17 protein-coding genes are annotated in these 19365 nt (G+C 63.2%); 2 read left to right on the forward strand and 15 right to left on the reverse strand.

Annotated features, from left to right (window positions below):
- The first annotated feature begins 331 nt into the window (after positions 1-331).
- Complete coding sequence (locus V6766_RS09705; RefSeq protein WP_448465875.1) at positions 332-1690, forward strand: flavin-containing monooxygenase; 1359 nt, start codon at positions 332-334, stop codon at positions 1688-1690.
- Between the two features lie 236 nt (positions 1691-1926).
- Here V6766_RS09705 and V6766_RS09710 read toward each other — a convergent pair whose 3' ends face one another.
- The 9 genes from V6766_RS09710 to V6766_RS09750 all read right to left on the reverse strand — a co-directional run bounded on the left by V6766_RS09710 (position 1927) and on the right by V6766_RS09750 (position 11778).
- Entirely contained in the window at positions 1927-2688 is a 762-nt protein-coding gene (locus V6766_RS09710) for an SDR family NAD(P)-dependent oxidoreductase (RefSeq protein WP_448465877.1), read from the reverse strand.
- A gap of 178 nt (positions 2689-2866) precedes the next feature.
- Positions 2867-4051 (reverse strand): acetyl-CoA C-acyltransferase, encoded by a 1185-nt coding sequence (locus V6766_RS09715; RefSeq protein WP_448465879.1) that lies wholly within the window; start codon positions 4049-4051, stop codon positions 2867-2869.
- A gap of 97 nt (positions 4052-4148) precedes the next feature.
- A complete protein-coding gene (locus tag V6766_RS09720) occupies positions 4149-4913 on the reverse strand; it encodes a crotonase/enoyl-CoA hydratase family protein (protein ID WP_448465881.1) in 765 nt (254 codons plus the stop codon).
- On the reverse strand, positions 4910-5677 hold the full coding sequence (locus V6766_RS09725) for a nuclear transport factor 2 family protein (protein WP_448465883.1): 768 nt from the start codon (positions 5675-5677) through the stop codon (positions 4910-4912). The genes V6766_RS09720 and V6766_RS09725 overlap by 4 nt, the downstream gene beginning before the upstream one ends.
- Complete coding sequence (locus V6766_RS09730) at positions 5674-7206, reverse strand: acyl-CoA synthetase (protein ID WP_448465885.1); 1533 nt, start codon at positions 7204-7206, stop codon at positions 5674-5676. Before V6766_RS09730 ends, V6766_RS09725 begins: the two co-directional genes overlap by 4 nt.
- An 18-nt stretch (positions 7207-7224) precedes the next feature.
- On the reverse strand, positions 7225-8400 hold the full coding sequence (locus V6766_RS09735; RefSeq protein ID WP_448465887.1) for an acyl-CoA dehydrogenase family protein: 1176 nt from the start codon (positions 8398-8400) through the stop codon (positions 7225-7227).
- Positions 8401-8417: 17 nt separating this feature from the next.
- Positions 8418-9290, reverse strand: a complete 873-nt coding sequence (locus V6766_RS09740) for a 3-hydroxyacyl-CoA dehydrogenase family protein (RefSeq protein ID WP_448465889.1) — start codon at positions 9288-9290, stop codon at positions 8418-8420.
- A complete protein-coding gene (locus V6766_RS09745) occupies positions 9280-10914 on the reverse strand; it encodes a flavin-containing monooxygenase (protein WP_448465891.1) in 1635 nt (544 codons plus the stop codon). Before V6766_RS09745 ends, V6766_RS09740 begins: the two co-directional genes overlap by 11 nt.
- Before the next feature lie 204 nt (positions 10915-11118).
- Complete coding sequence (locus tag V6766_RS09750; protein WP_448465893.1) at positions 11119-11778, reverse strand: TetR/AcrR family transcriptional regulator; 660 nt, start codon at positions 11776-11778, stop codon at positions 11119-11121.
- An 80-nt stretch (positions 11779-11858) separates the two neighbouring features.
- Here V6766_RS09750 and V6766_RS09755 point away from each other — a divergent pair, with 80 nt between their 5' ends.
- Positions 11859-12767 (forward strand): alpha/beta hydrolase, encoded by a 909-nt coding sequence (locus V6766_RS09755; protein WP_448465895.1) that lies wholly within the window; start codon positions 11859-11861, stop codon positions 12765-12767.
- A 19-nt stretch (positions 12768-12786) separates the two neighbouring features.
- Here V6766_RS09755 and V6766_RS09760 read toward each other — a convergent pair whose 3' ends face one another.
- From V6766_RS09760 to V6766_RS09785, 6 genes are all read right to left on the reverse strand, one after another.
- Positions 12787-13998: an acetyl-CoA hydrolase/transferase family protein gene (locus V6766_RS09760; RefSeq protein ID WP_448465897.1), complete on the reverse strand. Its 1212-nt coding sequence runs from the start codon at positions 13996-13998 to the stop codon at positions 12787-12789.
- 34 nt (positions 13999-14032) lie between these two features.
- Positions 14033-15154, reverse strand: coding sequence for a hypothetical protein (locus V6766_RS09765; protein WP_448465899.1), 1122 nt, complete (start codon positions 15152-15154; stop codon positions 14033-14035).
- A gap of 2 nt (positions 15155-15156) precedes the next feature.
- On the reverse strand, positions 15157-15606 hold the full coding sequence (locus tag V6766_RS09770) for a hypothetical protein (protein ID WP_448465901.1): 450 nt from the start codon (positions 15604-15606) through the stop codon (positions 15157-15159).
- A 61-nt stretch (positions 15607-15667) separates the two neighbouring features.
- A complete protein-coding gene (locus V6766_RS09775; RefSeq protein ID WP_448465902.1) occupies positions 15668-16711 on the reverse strand; it encodes a phosphotransferase family protein in 1044 nt (347 codons plus the stop codon).
- Between the two features lie 136 nt (positions 16712-16847).
- Positions 16848-17627, reverse strand: coding sequence for a crotonase/enoyl-CoA hydratase family protein (locus tag V6766_RS09780; RefSeq protein WP_448465903.1), 780 nt, complete (start codon positions 17625-17627; stop codon positions 16848-16850).
- 7 nt (positions 17628-17634) lie between these two features.
- Positions 17635-19302 (reverse strand): thiamine pyrophosphate-binding protein, encoded by a 1668-nt coding sequence (locus V6766_RS09785; RefSeq protein WP_448465905.1) that lies wholly within the window; start codon positions 19300-19302, stop codon positions 17635-17637.
- Between the last annotated feature and the right edge of the window lie 63 nt (positions 19303-19365).

A 19365-nucleotide genomic window follows, 5' to 3' on the forward strand; every position in this document is an offset into this window, starting at 1 on the left:
GGGAGCATCAAAGGCGCACAAGGCACCCCTGCGCACCCGATCCTCCGGGTCGGGGAGGAGATTCTTTGGCAAGACATCGGGCAGCGTGCGGCGGATATCCATCATCGTCGCAAAGTCAGTGTTGACAGCGCCCAATGCAAATTCTACCAATTAGTATATTAATAATCTGATCGGTTTCGCAGGCGGATAACTTCGCCGAGGTCGGATCTGCCGGGCGCACTGGACCGGCAGGCAGACGCGTCCGACAAATGAACCCGCCATGGCGGTTACGTAGCAACATGAGAGCCGTTTCGCGTCTCTCTCCACAGGACCGCAACAAGGTGAACATCGCATGAGCAAGAAGCGTTTCGCAGTCATCGGAGCCGGAGCCGGGGGGCTCTGTTCAGCCAAGTACCTTCTAGCGAAGGGCATTGAGCCGGTGATCTTTGAGATCGGGACGCGCATCGGCGGGCTCTGGGTCTACGAGAACGACAGCGGGCGCAGCCCGGCGTACAAATCGCTCCGCATCAACTCGGAATCGGGTGTCAGCTCATACCTCGATTTCCCGTTTCCTGAAGGAACCCAGTATTATCCCGGAACGACCGAGATGGAGGCTTATTTCAACAGCTACGCGGACACGTTCGATCTCAGGCGGCGGATACGGTTCAAAAGCCGGGTCGATGCCATCGTGCGTGAGGGCGACGGATATCGCCTGACCATGGCCGACGGGTCCACGGACGTCTTCGACGGTGTCGTTGTGGCATCGGGGCATCAAAGCTCGCCGCGCCATCCAGATCAGATCAAGGGCTTTACAGGCGAATACATCCATGCGCACGCCTATCGCGTTCCCGACCCCTACGCCGGCAAGCGGGTGCTGGTAATCGGCCCCGGCAACAGTGGCGTGGACATTGCGGCGGACATTTGCACGGTCACGGAACAGACTTTTCTGGCGGCAAGGTCCCCGGTGCTCATCATGCCGAGGATGATGTTCGGAAAGCCGCAGTCGCGCACATTGATGCTGCTGGAAAAACCCTGGCTGCCATGGAAACTGAAGGTCTGGATCCGCACGCAACTGACGCGCATCTTCCATGGCAGGATGGAGGACTGGGGCTTTCGGACGCCGAAGGGCCGCACCCACCCGATCAGCCATCCCACGTTGATCTTTCATCTGGCGTGGAACCGCATCATAGGCAAACCCGGGATCGACAGGGTCGAAGGCAAGACCGTTCATTTCACCGACGGGACCGTTGAAGAGGTCGACGCGATCATCGCAGCCACAGGGTACGAGACCGACCTGCCGTTCCTGCCGGACGGCACCTCTCCCGTGCGCGGCACTCATCTGCATCTTTACAACCGGATCGTCCACCCTGACCTGCCGAACATGTTCTTTGTCGGCTTCTTCGACGCGACCGGCGGCAGCAATATCCGCATGATGGACGAGCAGAGCGAATATGTAGCTGCGATTGCCAGCGGTGACATCAAGCTGCCGCCCAGCACGGCCCTCAACCAGGCGATTGACGAGGACCTGGCGTTCCAGAAGAAGCAGTTCCCGGACAGCCCGAGATACGGGCTGGAGCTCGACCCGGTGCGGTATCGCAAGAGACTCGCGGAAGACTACAAGAAAAACGGCGTGGCTCGGGTCAAGCACAGCCCCGTCAAACCGGTTGCGCAACCGGCGGCTCCAATCCGGGACTCGGTGGCGAAACACTGAGCGGGCCTCGCCTTCCGGGGCTTATGTGACCTGACCGAAGGCGCCTGGCATGGGTGCATTCGGTCTCGCCCTTGGGCTTTTCAGGCAGAGCCGTCTCCCTCACAAAGCGCAAGGACGGCGCAGTCCCTGTAATCCGGGAACCGCGACCGAAGTCGCAATCGGCCGTCGGATTTCAGCTCCTTGTTTTGACGCATCGGGTTGTCGAATATGTCAGAAAGTCAGTCGCCGCGCCTGGCTCAGTGGCCCAGCCACGCCCCGCCAAGCGCAGCTATCTCGTCGTCCGTTCCGGTCGCTGCAGTTGACGCGAAAGCCTCCCGGATCACCGCTGAACGCCGGTCAAAGACGGCCTGGTATTCGGGATGCGGGAAGATGTAGGGCCGTCCCTCGAGCAGACCCTTGACCGCGATCTCTCCCGCGACATCGGGGTGCATGGATCCGGCGAGCCGGGTCTTCATGGCCTCCCGTTCACTATTCGACATCGCATCGCTCTTGACGAAACGCTGTGAATTGAGCGTGATGGACGTGTTGACGAAGCCCGGACAGAGAACGCTGACCGTGACGTTTTCCCCGGCCTGCTCGAAGCGAAGGGCATCCGACAGCGCGACTACGGCATGCTTCGAAGCAGTGTAGGCATTCAGTCCAGGCGTCGCGAAAAGCCCGCTGATCGACGCCGTGTTGAGTATCCTGGTGGTCCGGTCCGGCAGTCTCATCGTCGACAGCATTGTGTGGCATCCGTTGAACACGCCCGTCAGGTTGACGCGGATCACGCGATCCCAAAGTTCCGGCTCATAGGCTCCCACGGCCGCACGAGGGATTGTCAGCCCTGCGTTGTTGCACAGGATGGACGCTCCGCCATGGCTGGCCAGCATCTCCTCTGCCAGCCTGTGCCAGTCCTCGCGCATGGACACGTCCAGAGCAGCCGACTGAACCGTCATCCCCTCCTCCCGGAGCCGATCGGCGATCACGTCGCGGTTCGGATCAATATCGGCGATGACCACCGTCGCGCCACGCCCTGCCCAAGGCACGCGCCAGACCCAGCCCTATTCCGCTGGCCCCGCCGGTCACAACGGCCACCTCGCCCTTCAGCGTTTCATTTTTCCCGTCCATCCAGGGTCCTCCTCACCCATTCGATCGGACTCAGGCGCGGACGGAGACCGTCCGCGCCTCAAGCCGGGATCATGCCACCTCGAACAGCCCTGCGGCCCCCATGCCGCCACCGACGCACATGGTCACGACCACGTACTTCACGCCGCGCCGCTTTCCCTCGATCAACGCATGGCCGACCAGCCGCGCGCCGGTCATGCCATAGGGATGTCCGATCGAAATCGCGCCGCCGTTGACATTGTAGATCTCGGGGTCGATGCCGAGTTTGTCGCGGCAGTAGAGCGCCTGGCAGGCAAAGGCCTCGTTCAGCTCCCAAAGGCCGATGTCACCGACTTTCAGGCCGTGCTGCTTGAGCAATTTCGGCACGGCGAAGACCGGACCGATCCCCATTTCCTCGGGCGCGCAACCGGCCACGGCCATGCCGCGATAGAAGCCGAGCGGGGCGATCCCGCGACGCGAGGCCTCTGTTGCCTCCATCAGGACCAGCGCACTGGCCCCGTCGGACAGCTGGCTGGCGTTGCCGGCGGTGACGACGCCGCCCTCGATCACCGGTTTCAACGACGTCAGAGACTCCAGCGTGGTCGAAGGACGGTTGCCCTCGTCCTTTTCCAGCGTGACCGGCAGTTCCGAAACTGTCCCGGTCTCGCGATCCTTGACGATCATGGTCGTTTCGAATGGCACAATCTCGTCATCGAAGCGCCCGGCCTGCTGTGCGGCCGCAGTGCGTTGCTGCGAGAGGAGCGAATATTCGTCCTGCGCATCCCGGCCGATCCCGTAGCGCTCGGCGACCACCTCGGCGGTCTGGAGCATCGGCATGTAGGCATGTTCCACACGGGCGGTGACGTTGGGATCCTTGGCGGCCATCGCGGCCTCGAAATACGGGCCCTGCACGGCCGAGATGTTATCCTGACCACCTGCCATGGTGATCGTCATGCCGTCCACCATGATCTGCTTGGCTGCCGTCGCCACCGCCATCAGGCCCGAGGCGCACTGGCGATCCATTGTCTGCGCCGAGACCGTCACCGGCAGTCCGGCCGCGAACGCGGCATTCCGGGCAATGTTCATGCCCGCCGTGCCGGAAGCGAGGACGGTACCGATCACGGCATCGTCGATCTCCGCCCCCTCGACGCCGGCCCGCAGCAGTGCGTGGTGCATCGCATGGCCCATCATCGTGGGGGATTTTGTGGCGTTCAGAGCACCCTTGAACGCCCGGCCAATGCCGGTGCGTGCAGTGGATATGATGGCTGCGTCTCTCATGTTTTCTCCTTGGTCTGCGTACCGACCGCCTGCGGCCAGAACAACGAAGTTGATGCGGGTTTCCGCCGGGTCTTCCGGCCTGAAGTTGTACTCTACTTCACCGCCCGGTCCATTTAGGGGGGCGCTTCTCGGCAAAGGCTGCCGCGCCTTCGCGCGCATCGTCAGAGGTGATGACAGTTTCGAGAATGGCGTTCTGTCGCGGCCAGAGGTCCTGTTCCGACCAGCGGCCACTTTCAGTGATAACGCGCTTGGTCGCCGCCAGCGCCATGGGCGCGTTCGCCGCGATCTCCGCTGCCAGCGCGCAGGCCTGGCTCAGAGCCTCGCCAGGTCGGCAAAGCCGGTTGATGAGACCCCAGCGTTCGGCTTCCACCGCGGGGATCATCCGGCCGGTCAGGGCGCATTCCATCGCGATCTGCTGTGGTATCCTCTCGGGCAGACGCACCAGCCCGCCCGACCCTGCGATCAAACCGCGCCGGGTCTCGGGCAGACCGAACTGCGCGGTCTCCGAGGCAACGATCAGGTCGCAGGCCAGCGCGATTTCGAACCCGCCGGCCAGAGCGTAACCTTCAATGGCGGCGATGAGCGGCTTGCGCGGCGGCGTTTGGATGATACCGCACAGGCCGCGATCCGCCAGTTCGACGCGTTCGCCGGCCAGAAACGCCTTCAGGTCCATACCAGCGCAAAAATGCTCGCCCACCCCCGTCAGTATCGCTACGGAGAGGGCATCATCCGAGTCAAAGACATCCATCGCGGCGGCCACCGCTTCGGAGGCGACCCGGTTGATCGCGTTGCGGCGCTCGGGCCGGTTGAGCTTCACCACCAACACCGCGCCGTTGCGCTCTGTCAGAACAGGGGCCGTCATGTCGTGCTCCGTATCCGGGACCAGAGGCCCATACGGTCGCGGATCACCCGCCCCGACACGACGCGCCCGCCGGAGACCCTGACAAGTCCGTTGACGTCCAAGGTTGCCGGAATCCGGCCGGTCACGTCCGGCAGGCCCGAGAGGTAGGTGCCCGACTGACGCAGGTTGAAGGCAACATGCTCTCCCGAGGAAAGCATTTCCCCGAACTCTGCCCCCGTAACCTCAAAGGCCAGGGGAGAGCCCGAGATATGGTCGTCGTCGCAGATTGCGCCGTCCCTGGGCCACGCGCCCTGAAGCCATTGGGCAACAATCGCTTCAGCTTCGGCATTTCTGGGTTGTGCTTCAACATCCCACGGGGCGACGGCGGGCGGATCGACGGGGTCGGCCACGCCGCTTTTCAGTTGACGTCGACGGGTCATGTAATCTTCCTGCGCCACGCAGCCGGTCAGCACCTTCCCGTCTGTCCGGTAGATTGCCACGCCGGACCAGACGGCTGCCTTGCCCTTGCTGGCCCCGTGTTCGCTGAACCAAACGGCGGCCCAGCCCTCTCCGGTCACCGTCTGGTGAACGGTCATGCCCATGCCGGGAAAGTTCCGCATCTGGATTTCCACGGCAGGCAACCAGACCTCGTCGCGCCCCGCCAGCACCACATCCCCGATGCTCAGCGCATAGTCCGGCGCACAGAACTCCCGCGCGGCCGCCGAGTCATGGCTGTTGAAATAGTCGACGACCCAACGACGCACGAGTGCCAGAGCCTCTGTCATGCCGCACCCCCGAACATCTTTCGCATTTCGAACTTGAGCAGCTTTCCGGACGCACTGCGCGGCAAAGCCTCGGCAATGAGGACGCGGCTCGGACATTTGTAGGTGGCGAGGTTGGCGCGGGTATAGGCGATCAGCTCTTCGGCCGTGGCCTCCTGCCCCGGCTTGCGCACCACCACGGCCAGCGGGGTTTCGCCCCACTTTTCGTGAGGAACACCGATGACTCCGACCTCAGCCACCGCCGGATGGCCGTTCAGTACATTCTCGATCTCGGCAGGATAGATATTCTCGCCGCCCGAGATGATCATGTCCTTGAAGCGGTCGAACAGGAACACATGTCCCTCGCCATCGAGATAGGCTGCGTCGCCGGTTCGGAACCAGCCCTCCGGGGTGATCGCCTCTTCCGTCGCGCGGGGGTTGTGCCAGTAGCCCGACATCAGCATCGGCGTACGCAGCCAGATCTCGCCCACATTACCGGTTCCGGCATCGGTGCCCGTGGCCGGATCGACCACGCGAAGCTCCACCCAGGGCAGCGCCTTGCCGCAGGATTTCAACAAGCCGCTTTTCGGCCCGCCCGGATCGTGACTGGCCGGTTCGAGGATCACCACCGTGCCGGAGCTTTCGGTCATCCCGTAGGCATGCATGAACTGGCAGCCCAGCACTGCCATGGCCCGGCGCAGCAGGACGTCCCCCATGGGCGCGGCGCCGTACATCATCAGTTTGAGGCTGCTCAGATCCGCGTCCTGCACCCCTGGCGCGTTCAGCAGAACCTGGATAACTGCGGGCACGAGAAAGGCGTGGGTGACGCGGTAGCGCGGGATGACTGCCAGGATCTGTGCAACGTCAACCTCGGGCAGCAGGATCGTATGTCCGCCCGCGAGCATCGTGCTGCTGCCGTAGCCGCAGCCGCCGATATGGAACAGCGGCATCGCCACGAGGTTCACGCTGGTCTCGTCCATGTTCCAGGCCACCGCGAGATCACGGGTATAGGACATGCCCCGGTTGGACAGCATCACTCCTTTCGGCAATCCCGTCGTGCCGGAGGTGTAAAGGATCAGCGCCGTTTCCTCCGGTGTGCCGACGTGACCCGGATCTTCAGGAGCCGCCTTGGTGCGCTCGGCCTCGAACGCGTCGCCGAAGTGAAGCGCGGGGATGGCAATACCGGTCTGCCTCAACAGCGCGTCGCCGGTCTCGTCGGTCAGCACCAGCGCGGGGTCGCAATCGGAGAGGATCAGGCCAAGCTCCCGCGCCGACAGCCGCCAGTTGATGGACACGAGTGCCGCCCCGATCTTGTTGCAAGCGTAGATGAGTTCGTAGATCTCAGGCCGGTTCTTGCTGATCACGGCCACTCGGTCTCCCGCCCCGACGCCGCGCGACAAGAGCAGGTTGGCCAGACGCGAGCTGCCCTCGTGAAGCGCCGCGAAAGTCTGCGTCCGGTCGCGGAACGTCAGCGCCGGGGCCTGAGGCCGCTGCCGCGCATGTCGCCGCAGCACCTCGCCAAAGCTTTCGTATTCCTTGATATTGTGCGCCATGTCTCCTCCCTCACGCCATCAGTAGCTTTTCGGAAGACCCAGAGAATGTTGGGCGAAGAAGTTCAGCACCATTTCCCGGCTGACCGGCGCGGTCTTATGCAGCCGCGCGATGAACCAGAGATCCGCCAGCCCGTATTCGATCGAGAGCCCGTTCCCGCCGTGCACCTGTATCGCCTGATCGAGCGCGACCAGCGAAGAGTCGGCCGCCGCAAACTTGGCCATGTTGGCGACCTCGCCCGCTTCGGACGATCCCTGGTCGTAAAGCTCCGCGGCGCGCGCGGTCATCAACCGCGCTTGCTGCACGCCGACATAGGCCTGGGCGAGCGGATGCGCGACGCCCTGATGCGCTCCGATCGGCACGCCCCACACGGACCGTTCCCCCGCATATTCCGCGCCTTTCTCGATCGCATATCGGGCAATGCCATTGTTGATCGCCGCGGCACAGATGCGTTCGGGATTGAGCCCGGCAAAGAGGTGCTTGAGCCCCTGCCCCTCCTGCCCGACCAGAGCGTCGGCGGGGACTTTGACATTGTCGAAATGCAGCATGAACTGGGTTTCGGGTACATGCAGCGCCGTCTCGATCGGGGTCTTGCTGATGCCAGGGGCGTCGACCGGGACCAGGAACAGCGAAAGCGCGCCCCTGCCCCGCTCGTCGAGGACCTCGCCCCGCGCAACGACCATGATCGCGTCCACCTCGTCCACGGCCGAGGTCCAGTACTTGGCGCCCTTGATCGACCATCCGTTGCCGTCCGGCCGGCACACCGTCGAAACTTTGTGCGTATTCGACCCAGCGTCGGGTTCGGTAATGGCGAAGGCCAGACGCTTCTTCCCTGAGGCGAGGCCGGGCAGCCAGTCAGCCTTGATCTCGTCGCTGCCATGTTGCTGGATGATCGGCGCGCATATCGACCCGATCACCAACGACAGGATCGGGCAACCCTGCGCCGCGGTTTCCTCGACGATGACGTTATAGTCGGCCATGCCACCGCCGCCGCCGCCGAACTCCTCGGCCACATGCACGCCAAGGAAGCCGGCTTCGCCAAGGGCGTCCCAAAGCTCCACCGGCTTGGCGCCCCGCTTGTAGACGTCCTGAAAGTACTTGCGGCCGAAGCCTGCGACCAGCTTGCCCACGCTATCGCGGAGCATTGCGTGGTGTTCCGAAGTGTCGACCAGCGACGATGTGAAAAGGCGTCCCATATACGGTGCGGCTCCTGTTATTGTGTCGCGGCAGCGGCGGTCCAGTCATAGAAACCCTTGCCGGATTTCTGACCGAGTTCGCCACGGGCGACCATGTCCTGAAGAAGTTTCGGCGGGGCGAAATGCGGCCCCAGAACGGTGGCGAGATGCATGGCGATGTCCAGCCGCACGTCCAGCCCGACCATGTCGCTTAGCCGCAGGGGCCCGACGGGATGGCGGTAGGCCGTGGTGACGGCCCGGTCGATGTCTGCGGGACTCGCAACCCCGTCTTCGACCATGCGGATCGCCTCCAGCGCCTGAACGAGGTCGAGCCGGCTGGTGGCAAAGCCAGGCACATCGGACACCACGGCAGATTTCTTGCCGATCCCGTCGGCGAAGCCGCGCGCCATTTCGACGCTTGCTTCGCTGGTTTTCGCGCCGCGCACGATTTCGACAAGCATGAGGGACCAGACAGGGTTGAAGAAGTGCATGCCCAGAAACGTCGCGGGCTCCCTGACCGCGCGGGACAGCATGTCTATGGACAGGGCGCTGGTATTCGAAGCGATCAGCTTTGGCTGGCGCTCGGCGATCGCGGCCAGCACCGCCTCCTTCAGCGCCTGCCGCTCAGGCACCGTCTCGACCACCAAGTCCAACCCCTCGGGCAGATCGGCAACATCCGGATGGCCCTCGATCGCGCCGATGGCCGCTTCAGCAGCTTCCGCCGTCGCCTTGCCGCGCGCGACGGCATTCCGCCCCGCATTGCGCATCTCCTCGAACGCGGCAGAGAGGCGAGCAGGGTCGGGTTCAACGACATGAACATGGTAGCCTGCCATGGCAAAGACATAGGCAATGCCGACCCCCATGGTGCCGACGCCGACGACGGCAACGGATCGTCCGCGATCAGTCAGCATCGTTTTGCGCCTCCCGGGCCACGGGGTGCGGGGCTGCGTTCAGGTCGAACCCGGAATATCCCTCGGCAGCACATGCCTCCATCAGACGCCGATAGTTCCGGACGCCGCCGCTGTACGGCATGAAGACGCGTGGCTTGCCTTCGACCTCGCCGCCGTTGTAGAAACTGCGGGTCGTCATGTAGAGTGTTTCGGCCACCCGCTCCTGAATGTTCTCGTTCCAGGCGGCCTCGGCCTCCGGCGTCACCTCGAATTCGGCGATGTCGTTCGCACGGAGATAGGTCAGGAAGTCGGTGATCCAGTCCACCTGAAGTTCGGTCGAGACCATCACGTTGGACAGGACCGTCGGGCTGCCTGGTCCGCCGACGATGATCATGTTGGGAAAGCCGGAGCTGCCCAGCCCGAGCTGCGTGATCGGGCCCGACAGCCATTTCTCCTTCAGCGTCAGACCATTGCGCCCGGTGATCCGAGGCTTGAGGATGGCGCCGGTCAGCGCATCGAATCCGGTGGCGTAGATGATGATGTCGAGCGGATAGTCCTTTTCCGTCGTTCTGATACCGGTCTCCGTGAACTCGACGATCGGCGCTTCACGTATATCTGCCAGTTCGACGTTGTCACGATCGAATGCCTCGAAATAACCGCTGTCAACCGTCGGCCGGCGCGTCCCATAGCCATGTGTATTCGGGATCAGCTTCTCCCTGACCACGGGATTCTTTACCCGCTCTCCCATCTTGCGACGCAGGTAGTCGGATGCGACCGCATTGGCATCGGGATCCAGCAAGATATCGGGGTAGGCGAGCGCGAAGCCGAAGCCGTACCGATTGTAGGCCGCCTCGAAAACCTTTTCACGCTCCTCGGGGTCGACCTCGAGCGTCTTGAGCTTGCCTGGCCGGAAGCCAAGGCCGGTCGGAGAATTGCGGGTCAGTTCGCGGCGCTCGGCATAGTGCGCCTTGACCTCCCGGATTTCCTCGTCGGTGAGGGGCGCGTTGGCGGCGGGAACGCTGTAGTTGGCGGTCCGCTGGAATACCGTGACCCGTTTGGCATCTTCGGCGATCACCGGCGTCATCTGCATGCCGGAAGACCCGGTCCCGATGATCCCGACACGCTTGCCGCTGAAGTCGATCTTGCGGCGCGGCCACTGGGCGCTGACAATCGTCTCGCCCTTGAACAGATCTTGTCCGGGGTAGTCAGGCGTCTTCGGCGCGGACAGCTGACCGAGGCACCATATCAGCCTGTGGCACACATATGTGTCGCCGGACTCCGTGGTCACCTTCCAGACGGCGCCCTCCTCGTCATATTCGGCCGACGTGACGCGGGCGTTGAATACGATGGAGCGGCGAAGATCGAACCGATCGGCAACATGGTTGAGGTAGGACAGGATCTCGGGTTGGCGAGGATACCGTTCCGTCCAGGTCCACTCCTGCTCCAGCTCTGGCGAAAAGCTGTAGGAATAGTCGTAGCTTTCGACGTCGCACCGCGCTCCCGGATATCTGTTGTGGTTCCAGACACCGCCGAGCTCGTCCGATGCTTCGAGCACTTTGACATCAAATCCCGCCTTGCGCACAGAATAAAGCGTTCGCAAACCGGCAATCCCCGCGCCGACGATCAAGACGTCCTTCTTCTCCATGGCATCCACTCCCGCAATTTCGGGTCGCCCCGACGAGCGACTCACCACATGACCTGCTGGCAACAAAACATACTCATGCGTAGCGTTCAACTACTATTGAGTTTTTCGCGTGCAAAATCGTTGCCGCACCGCAGCATGAGCGCGAGGCCGGCCGTCAGCCGACCGGCCCGGATCTTTGGGGTTCGAGGTGCGGTGGCCCTTCGGTCAGCCCGGCAGCGTCGAGCTTTCGGAGCGGAGAAGGTTCAGGATGAACGACGTCATGCGTTCGATAACGTCGTCGGGCGTCAGCGGACCGTCGGGATGATACCAGAATGTAATCCAGCTGACCGCGCCGACGATCGCAAACGCCGAGACACGCGGATCGGCGATTTCCAACTCTTCAGAGGCTTTTCCGATGGCAAGAAGCTCTTCGGTGCGAGACATGAACTTCTGCCGCAGCGCGGCTAGATTTTCGACGTCTTCGGGACGGAGGTTCTTCTCTTCACGGATATGGATCGCAATGCATTTCTGCATGTCGATGATCGCCTGCACGTATCGCGGGACGAATATCATCAGGCTGTCCGAAGGGCCTTCGCCATTGGCCAGCGCGAATTCAACCGCATCGAGCGCAGCCTGGATGCCCCGCGCACAGATCGTCGCCAGCAGCATGTGCTTCGATCCGAAGTGCTTGTAAATGAACGGTTTGGCGACCCCGAGCGCGGCTGCCACATCGTCCAACGTCGTGTTGGAATACCCTTTTTCGTAAAAGAGGTCCGTGGCGGCGTCCAAGGTACGCTCGCGCTTCAGCGCGGCAACTTCATCCGAGATGGACAGACGCTCCTCTGCCTTTGCCAATATGTCCACTCCAGCAGATTTCGGTGCCATCATTTACTCGATACTTGTCAATGTCGTAACAAACTTATACCTGATAGTACTCATTTCTACTAAATTTCAAGAGGTAGCGAGTGCCCATACACCCTTCTTTGACAACTTTCCTGGCGGATCCGCGCAACCTCATCCTGCCGCCACCGGCCAATATCCCCATGGAAAAGGTTCGTCGTGCGGCCAACGGCGCCATGCATCAGGGCGCCCCTCCCGAGATGGTTGCAATTGTCGACGGTGTGGTCGAGTCCTCCGGACATCCAGTCCCGATCAGGACCTACAGACCAAATGCGCTCCCGGAGCTGCCTGTGATCTTTTTCGTGCACGGTGGCGGGTTCGTCTGGGGTAATATCGATACGCACGACGGCATCTGTCGTCACCTTGCAAAGCGAACCGCCGCAGCCGTCATCAGCATCGACTATCGCCTGGCCCCCGAAACAAGATATCCCGGAGCGATCGATGACGTCGGCGCAGTGGTCGACCGCGTTCTCGCACGACCGGAGGAATACGGCATCGATCCCGACCGTTTTGCCCTGTGCGGCGACAGCGCTGGCGGAAGCATCGCAACCGCGCTTTGTGCCCGCCTGACTGCCGCACGGCTGACGCCGCGACATCTGGCTCTCATCTATCCCGCGCTCGATCCGGCCTGCGACAGCCCAAGTCAGATGGCTCTGGCGGGCGGACCGCTGCTCACACGGGCGGCAATGCAATGGTTCTGGGACTGCTACTTGGGACCCGACCCGCGGCCCGACGCGGGGCCACCGTCTGCAGACATGTTGAAAACCTTCCCTCCGACGACCATCCTGACCGCCGAGTTCGATCCGCTCAGGGACGAAGGAACAGATTTCGCGGCGCGACTCGGCGCTTGCGGCGTCGATGTCGAACTACGGGTCTGTTCCGGCATGGTCCACGGATTTCTTTCCTTGGCCGTCGCCGCGGAAGCATCCGACGCGGCCCTGGATCTCATCGCCACCCGCCTGTGCTTTTCCTGACGGAGGGCGCTCGAGCTCTTCAGGCAGACGCCGATCCACCCAGTTCTTCGCGGAGCGCAGGATCGGCGATTGCCGCAATCAGGGCCCGCCTCTCCGCCAGGGTCGTTCCGCGGATATCGGCCATGCCGTGCTCCGTGACAATGACGTCAACATCGCTCTGGGCTGTGGAGACATGCACGCATTTCTCGACGATGCGGCTTTTGCCGTTGTTGGCCACAGAAGGAAGGGCAAGGACGGCGAGGCCGTCCGCGGACAGGCGCGCAGCCCGGAAGTAGTCCGGTTGACCGCCGATCGTGCCGACGTAGCGCTGCCCCAGGAATTCGGTGTTCGCCTGTCCGGTCAGGTCCACTTCGATGGCCGAGTTGACGGCGATGAGCGGCACATTCGGTAGCGGACGAACAAGATCGGAGGGTGGCGCGAACTGCAGGACATGATCACGCGACAGGGCGTCGTACAATCGCCTGCTTCCGACCGCAAGCGACGCCCGGCAGGCCTCCTCGACGGTCACGTCCAGCGCGCCGCTTTCAAGCAGGTCGAGATACCAGTCGCCTACCATCCCCGAACGGAGCCGCAGGCCGCGATGATCTCGAAGCGCCTCCGCGACCGCGACCGCAAGGCTGCCGATACCCAGTTGGATGGCTGCCCCGTCCGGCACCAGTCGCGCGGCGTTGACCGCCACCCGTCGCTGGATTTCGTCGGGGACCTCGGCCGGAGCTTCCGGCAGCGACGTATCGCTGTGCAGGGCCGCGACCACTTCGCTTTTGTGAAGCCGGGCGGCGCCCCGAGTGGCAGGTACGAGAGTATTGACCTCCACCAGAACGACCCGCGCCACCCTCGCGGCTTCCCAGACATAGTCCAGCGTGCAGCCGAGGCTGTGATAGCCGTCGGCATCCGCCGGAGACACCTGCAATAGGACGACGTCGACAGGCATCCTGCCAGAAGCGATCATCGAGGACAGGTGCGAAAGCGACGCCGGAACGACCCGCGCCCTGTCCTGCGCCACCAGTTTGCGCACGGTTCCGAGACCGCAATAGGTTGTCACCCTCACGCCCTCGGCTTCCAGCGTTCCCCAGGACGGATCCAGCGAGAAGCCGCAGAACACCTCTAGATGTCCGAGAGTCGGCGCCATGCGGAACAGTTCGTCAACAAGGCCGACAGGCTCGCCCGCCAACTGACCGACCACGATATGATCGCCTGCGCGGAGATGGTCTGACAGAAGGGCCCGCGTCATGTTGTGATCCGCAGCCGGACCGGTTTCCTCTGGTTCATTCCATCAGCTTCAAATGATCGGGGAGCTTCCCTGCGATCGTCAGGGTCATGCTCCCGGTCCCTTCGCCCGCCGACGCACCGTCAAGCGTCGCGGTGAGCCCTACTGGCTGGATGCGATGCCAGTGTTCCTTCGAGCTGCCGTCTCCCCTGACGATGACCGACGGATGGGACACGTCCCAGGTATCGGCCTCCACATGCAGGTCTCCGCGCCACGCGCCCAGCCCCATTCCATCGTCAAAGCCGCCGCTGTAGCCCAGTCCCTGCATCGCGACGGACGAGCCGAGCGCATCGACCTCTATGACGAGGGGACGGCCGTCCTCCAGCGTGGCATTCATCCGTGCGGTCCGGAACCGGCGAGTGCCCTCGTGCAGGCTGACATGAAGGCCGATCCTGTCGATGTGGACCTGCGTGTCCGTGCTCCGGTCGGTGATCACGCCCGTCGTATAAGGCACGTCGTCGCCGCGTCCGGAAAACAGCAAGGACCCGCTGATCTTGTCGGTAGAGAAGAACAGGAAGGACATGACATGGCCCTTTTCCTTCAGGTTCACCTTGGGACCCGTGACCGGCTCGGGCACGCCCATGCCCCGGCGAACCCCCCACGAATGGTCGCGGCAGGCCCACCAGTCCTCGATCTCGATCCGGCTGCCGTCGACCTCGATCCAGCCGCGTGTCCGTCCGATCTGGTCGAAACGGCGATAGTCCTCGACGGTGCGCGACCTCAGCCGCGTGTAGTGCGGATGCTCCTCATGGGCAGGCTCGACGCACTCCCAGGTGATTTCGCCGCGGACGGGATGATCGCCCGGCTCAATGCTCAGCTTGAAGGATTTCAGCGGCTCGACCGGCTGCACGGTCAGCGGGCCGCAGGCGGTCCGCATATCCGTGCCTAGCGTGCGAGACACGCGCAGATTGTACTGCCGCCCGTCCACGATGACCACCACACCGCCATCCAGGACGTTCATGTTCCTGTAGGCACCCATGGTGACCTGGATCGCGACGCGGCCGTCCTTTGCGTAGGTGGCGAACCAGTACCTGTCGAACCAGCGAGGGTCGCTGGTCCAGACGTGATCGAAGGTCGTCGGCAGCTGGTGCCACAGCGTGTCGTCTAGCGCGGTCAGCATGATCAGGAATTCTCCTCCGTTGACGGGGTTGGAGCCGTAGGCACATAGCGCATCGGCATTCGCGATGCCCGTTGCGACATGTGTTCGATGATGGCGCGACGCTGGGCGTCCGTCAGAGCATCGCTGCACACCGCCTCGGCAAGCAGGCCGCGCAACTCGCAGTTCCGCTCGTCCTGCGCCTTGACGTCAGTTGCAGCCGGTATGGGGGCGCTCTCGAGCGCGGACAGGGCGGCCCGGTGCTCGTCCGTCATGGTGTCCTTGAGCGACACCAGGAGCCGAAGGGACGCCGCATTGTCCTCAAGCAAAAATTTCGCAACCTCGGGGATTGCATCGGTTAGCATCCGGAGGTTCGCAACCAGTCCCGCAAGAATGGTGCGCGCGAAGGGCTCCGACAAATGCGGAGCCACGACGGTTTCGAGAACCCGGCAAGTCCCCTTCAGCTGGTCTTCCACACTGGGCTTCACGCAGACACCTCGCTTCCTGTGAACGGGCGGCCCACATCCTGTTCCGAGGTCATTCCATGGCTCCCATCATTCTGAACATAGGCCGGAAAAGCCATGTCGGGGTCTGGAACACGCGTCCGTATCTCCCGTTCACGAATTCGGCGACGGCGGTCAGTTGAATGACGCAGAGCTTCCAGCAGGAGAAAACGTTCCACCAGCGCAAATCCTCCTCGCGTACGGTGCGCCCGGTAAGACGGCGATATGCCTCGACGATATTCTTCGCCTCCCATTGCCCGGGGATCTGGTGTTCGCGCTTGCGGACCGGATTTGTGACCCAACCAAGGTCTTCCAGCGGATCGCCAAGATGGGCGGTTTCCCAATCAAGCTTCGCGATGATGCGATCGCCTTCGACCAGCGCGTTGCCGGGTTTGAAATCTCCGTGCACGAGCACGATCGCCTCCGGCTCGGGCGCATTGCGCCTGAGCCATCCGAGAACGTATTCAAGTTCTGGTTGGGGCTCGAGCTGAACGGCCCTCAGTTCGCTTTCCCAATGGTCAAGCTCTCGGACCGAGGGCGTGACTTGAGGAAGACCAAGACTGTCTTCCAGGCCGAAAGCCCGCCAGTCGACGGCGTGTATCGCGGCCATCAGCTCGATGAACCGCTGAGCGAGGGTGAGACGCGTCTCGATCGGCAGCCCGCTGTTCAGGATCATGTAGTCACACGATCCGGATACCCGTTCCATCACGATCGAAGGCGCCCCCAGAAAACGCCCGTCCGGGTCAACCCAATGCACCCGCGGCGCAGGGACCGGCGTATGTTCCAAAGCCTTCAGAACCGCAAATTCCCGGGCACGGCCGGTGTTCAGAAGGCCGCCCTCCGCGTCGCGAAGAAGCATCAGCCTTTCAGAGCGGCTGGTGCCTGCATCCGACCAGGTCGCGTCGATCGACCAGTTCTCACGCGAGAGACCGCCGGCGCTTCTGACAAGGCCGGAGAATGTGATGCCATGCACCGATGGATCGGCATCCATCATCATGGCCGTCAGTCCTGCAATGACACCGGCGCCGGGACCGCCCTCAGCCCCCGGGCCGGCTTTCAGATTTTGGCTGCCGGTCATCTTCACCATCGCTCCGCATGTCTCGTTTCTGGGGCCAGAGGCCGCTCAATACCGATTGGTATATATTCTATCTGTTCGGTAAGCAAGATGCAATGACCGGACCCGGACAGACCGCAGGAGCCGTCCGACCGGAGTTTCAGCGCCCCGTCCAATTCGGCGGACGTTTCTCCGCGAAGGCGCGGGCGCCCTCTTTGGCATCTTCGGATCCGAGTATGTGTCCGGAGATCTCAGCCTGGCGAGCGAACATCTCTTGCGTGGTCCAGTCGATCTGGCCGTTGATGATCCGTTTGCTCACGTCGACGGACATCGGCGCATTCGCCGCAATCTCACGTGCCATCTCCTGCGCCGCGGCCAGAGTTTCTCCCGGTTCGGTCAGCCGGTTGATGAGGCCGAAACCCGCCAGTCGTTCGGCGGAGACCATGCCCCCGGTCAGTGCCATTTCCATGGCAATCGCGCGGGGAATGGCGCGCGGCAGCCTCAGAAGCCCGCCAGCCATCGCCGCCAGGCCGCGCTTCGCTTCCGGCAGACCGAACTTCGCATCACGCGAGGCAATGACGAGGTCGCAGGCAAGCACCACTTCGAACCCGCCCGCCAGCGCATAGCCTTCGACTGCAGCGATCAGCGGTTTGCGGGGCGGTGTCAGTGCGATGCCCATGATGCCGCGATGTGCGACCCTTGTGACCTCGCCCCTCAGAAAGGCCTTCAGATCCATGCCTGTGCAAAACGTACCTCCCGCACCGGTCAGGATGCCGACGCGCAGGTCGTCGCGGTGGTCGAGTTCGTCCACCGCGGCGCAGACGCCGAAGGACACCGCGCCGTTGACGGCATTCTTCTGCTCGGGTCGGTTGATCGTGATGGTCAGAACGCCGTCGGATCGGCTGGTAAGGACTTCGGGCGAGTTGCTGACGTCAGTCATGGGAACCTCAAGGCTGAAATGGGACCGTATTGGCGGCACCGCGGAAGTTTTTCGCATATGTTTCGCTCATCACGCTCGATGAAACGCGGATATCCATCAGGAACAGGCCTGTCGCCCGTTCGGCGTCGGCCATGGCGGACTCGAGCTCCTCGGGGGTCTGCACAGTCACGCCCTGCCCGCCGTATGCTCGGGCGATCGCGGCAAAGTCCGGCGATGGCCACGTGGCGGTCTTCGCCGAGTATCCATAGATTGGCAGACGTTGCGCCTCGGCACCATATCCGCCATCATTCCAGACGGCGACAATCGTCGGCAGTCCGCATGTGGCGAGAAGATCGAGTTCCTGAATGTTCATCATCAGGCTGCCATCCCCTTCGATCACGAGGTGGCGGCTTGGCCTGGCGCCCAGGCCGGCGCCGATGGAAATCGGCAATGTCTGTCCGACGGCACCGAAGGCGGACGAATATTCGACCTCGATGTTTTCGGGCAGGGTCATGTAGTTGACGGCAAAGCCCTGAAAATGGCCCACGCCGCAGGTCAGCCGGCTGCCTTCGTTCAGAAGGCCCGACAGCCTCCGCGCGACGAGGCGCGGTTCGAGTCCGTCGTCCGGTTGCGCGAAGGCCGCCGGGTCGGGCGCCTGCAGACGATCCCGGACGGCCTGGGTGCGAAAGCCGGTTGCCGTCGCCGGAAGACTGCCAAGGACGGACTCGAGCGTAAGCCTCGCGTCGCCGCGGATATCGATGCCCGACGCAAGCGGCACGTCGGCCGATGGTTCGGCATCGTCGATCCGAATCACCCGCGCCTTCGGGAACAGCGAATTCCCCCAACTCGTATAGTGACCGATCCGTGCGCCGACGCCAAGCACCAGATCCGCCTCGGAGCATAGCTTCGCCGTCAGCTCCGACCCGTATCCCCCGATCAGACCGATGGACCACGGCGTCTTGGCGAACATCCCCTTGACTTGCAGGCTTGTGCCCAGCAGGGCGCCGCACCGCTCGGCCAGCCGAAGGATCGCATCTCTGGCACCTGCACGCCTGGCGCCGCGCCCGGCCAGAATGATGGGCCGCTCCGACCTGTGCAGCGCCGCGACCAGCCTGGCCACGTCCTCCGGGGATGCGGACATCGGGCCTGGCAGATCCTGCGTGGATGGCCGATAGCTCCATTCATGGGCGTAGTCCCGCGACTGCGTCGCGTTGTTGATGCACAGGACAACCGGTCGCCGGCGCAGTCGGGCATCACGAAACGCGGATGCGATCTGCCGCGGCATTGCCGGCCCGTCCGTCGCCTCGTGGTAGCCCGCCTCACAGGCCTCGATGAATCGCCTCTGGTCGAAGCACTGCAGGTCGTTCGGGGACTCCTTCGGCCATTCTCCCGTCAGCAGGACGAGGGCCGATCGATTGCGCGACGCAGCCACCAGAGATGTCCCGATCTGGGTCAGGCCGGGCCCGCAGGTGACCGTTGCCACGCCCGGTTGCCCTGTGGCCCGGAAATACCCGTCCGCCATGGCAATTGCACCGGCCTCGTTACGGGCGGAATAGATCTCCGCGATGCCGCGCAACCGGATCTCGGACCAGAGCGCCATGTTGGCGTCCCCCATCACCCCGAACATCGTGTGCACCCCTTCCGCGCGAACCGCATCGACGAGGGCCTGATGAACCTTTCGAACCGGACCAGCCATTGGTGACACCTCTTGATGATTTCAGCGAAGACGCGGTTTCGCGGTCGGGTCGCCCGGCCTCGA

Source organism: Martelella sp. AMO21009 (genome assembly GCF_053484295.1).

Excerpts from the sequence above, each read along its gene's own strand:
- V6766_RS09705 (WP_448465875.1), top strand. The coding sequence starts at position 332 with ATGAGCAAGAAGCGTTTCGCAGTCATCGGAGCCGGAGCCGGGGGGCTC.
- V6766_RS09715 (WP_448465879.1), bottom strand. The coding sequence starts at position 4,051 with ATGAGAGACGCAGCCATCATATCCACTGCACGCACCGGCATTGGCCGG.
- V6766_RS09720 (WP_448465881.1), bottom strand. The coding sequence starts at position 4,913 with ATGACGGCCCCTGTTCTGACAGAGCGCAACGGCGCGGTGTTGGTGGTG.
- V6766_RS09725 (WP_448465883.1), bottom strand. The coding sequence starts at position 5,677 with ATGACAGAGGCTCTGGCACTCGTGCGTCGTTGGGTCGTCGACTATTTC.
- V6766_RS09730 (WP_448465885.1), bottom strand. The coding sequence starts at position 7,206 with ATGGCGCACAATATCAAGGAATACGAAAGCTTTGGCGAGGTGCTGCGG.
- V6766_RS09735 (WP_448465887.1), bottom strand. The coding sequence starts at position 8,400 with ATGGGACGCCTTTTCACATCGTCGCTGGTCGACACTTCGGAACACCAC.
- V6766_RS09740 (WP_448465889.1), bottom strand. The coding sequence starts at position 9,290 with ATGCTGACTGATCGCGGACGATCCGTTGCCGTCGTCGGCGTCGGCACC.
- V6766_RS09745 (WP_448465891.1), bottom strand. The coding sequence starts at position 10,914 with ATGGAGAAGAAGGACGTCTTGATCGTCGGCGCGGGGATTGCCGGTTTG.
- V6766_RS09750 (WP_448465893.1), bottom strand. The coding sequence starts at position 11,778 with ATGGCACCGAAATCTGCTGGAGTGGACATATTGGCAAAGGCAGAGGAG.
- V6766_RS09760 (WP_448465897.1), bottom strand. The coding sequence starts at position 13,998 with ATGACGCGGGCCCTTCTGTCAGACCATCTCCGCGCAGGCGATCATATC.
- V6766_RS09765 (WP_448465899.1), bottom strand. The coding sequence starts at position 15,154 with ATGCTGACCGCGCTAGACGACACGCTGTGGCACCAGCTGCCGACGACC.
- V6766_RS09775 (WP_448465902.1), bottom strand. The coding sequence starts at position 16,711 with ATGACCGGCAGCCAAAATCTGAAAGCCGGCCCGGGGGCTGAGGGCGGT.
- V6766_RS09780 (WP_448465903.1), bottom strand. The coding sequence starts at position 17,627 with ATGACTGACGTCAGCAACTCGCCCGAAGTCCTTACCAGCCGATCCGAC.
- V6766_RS09785 (WP_448465905.1), bottom strand. The coding sequence starts at position 19,302 with ATGGCTGGTCCGGTTCGAAAGGTTCATCAGGCCCTCGTCGATGCGGTT.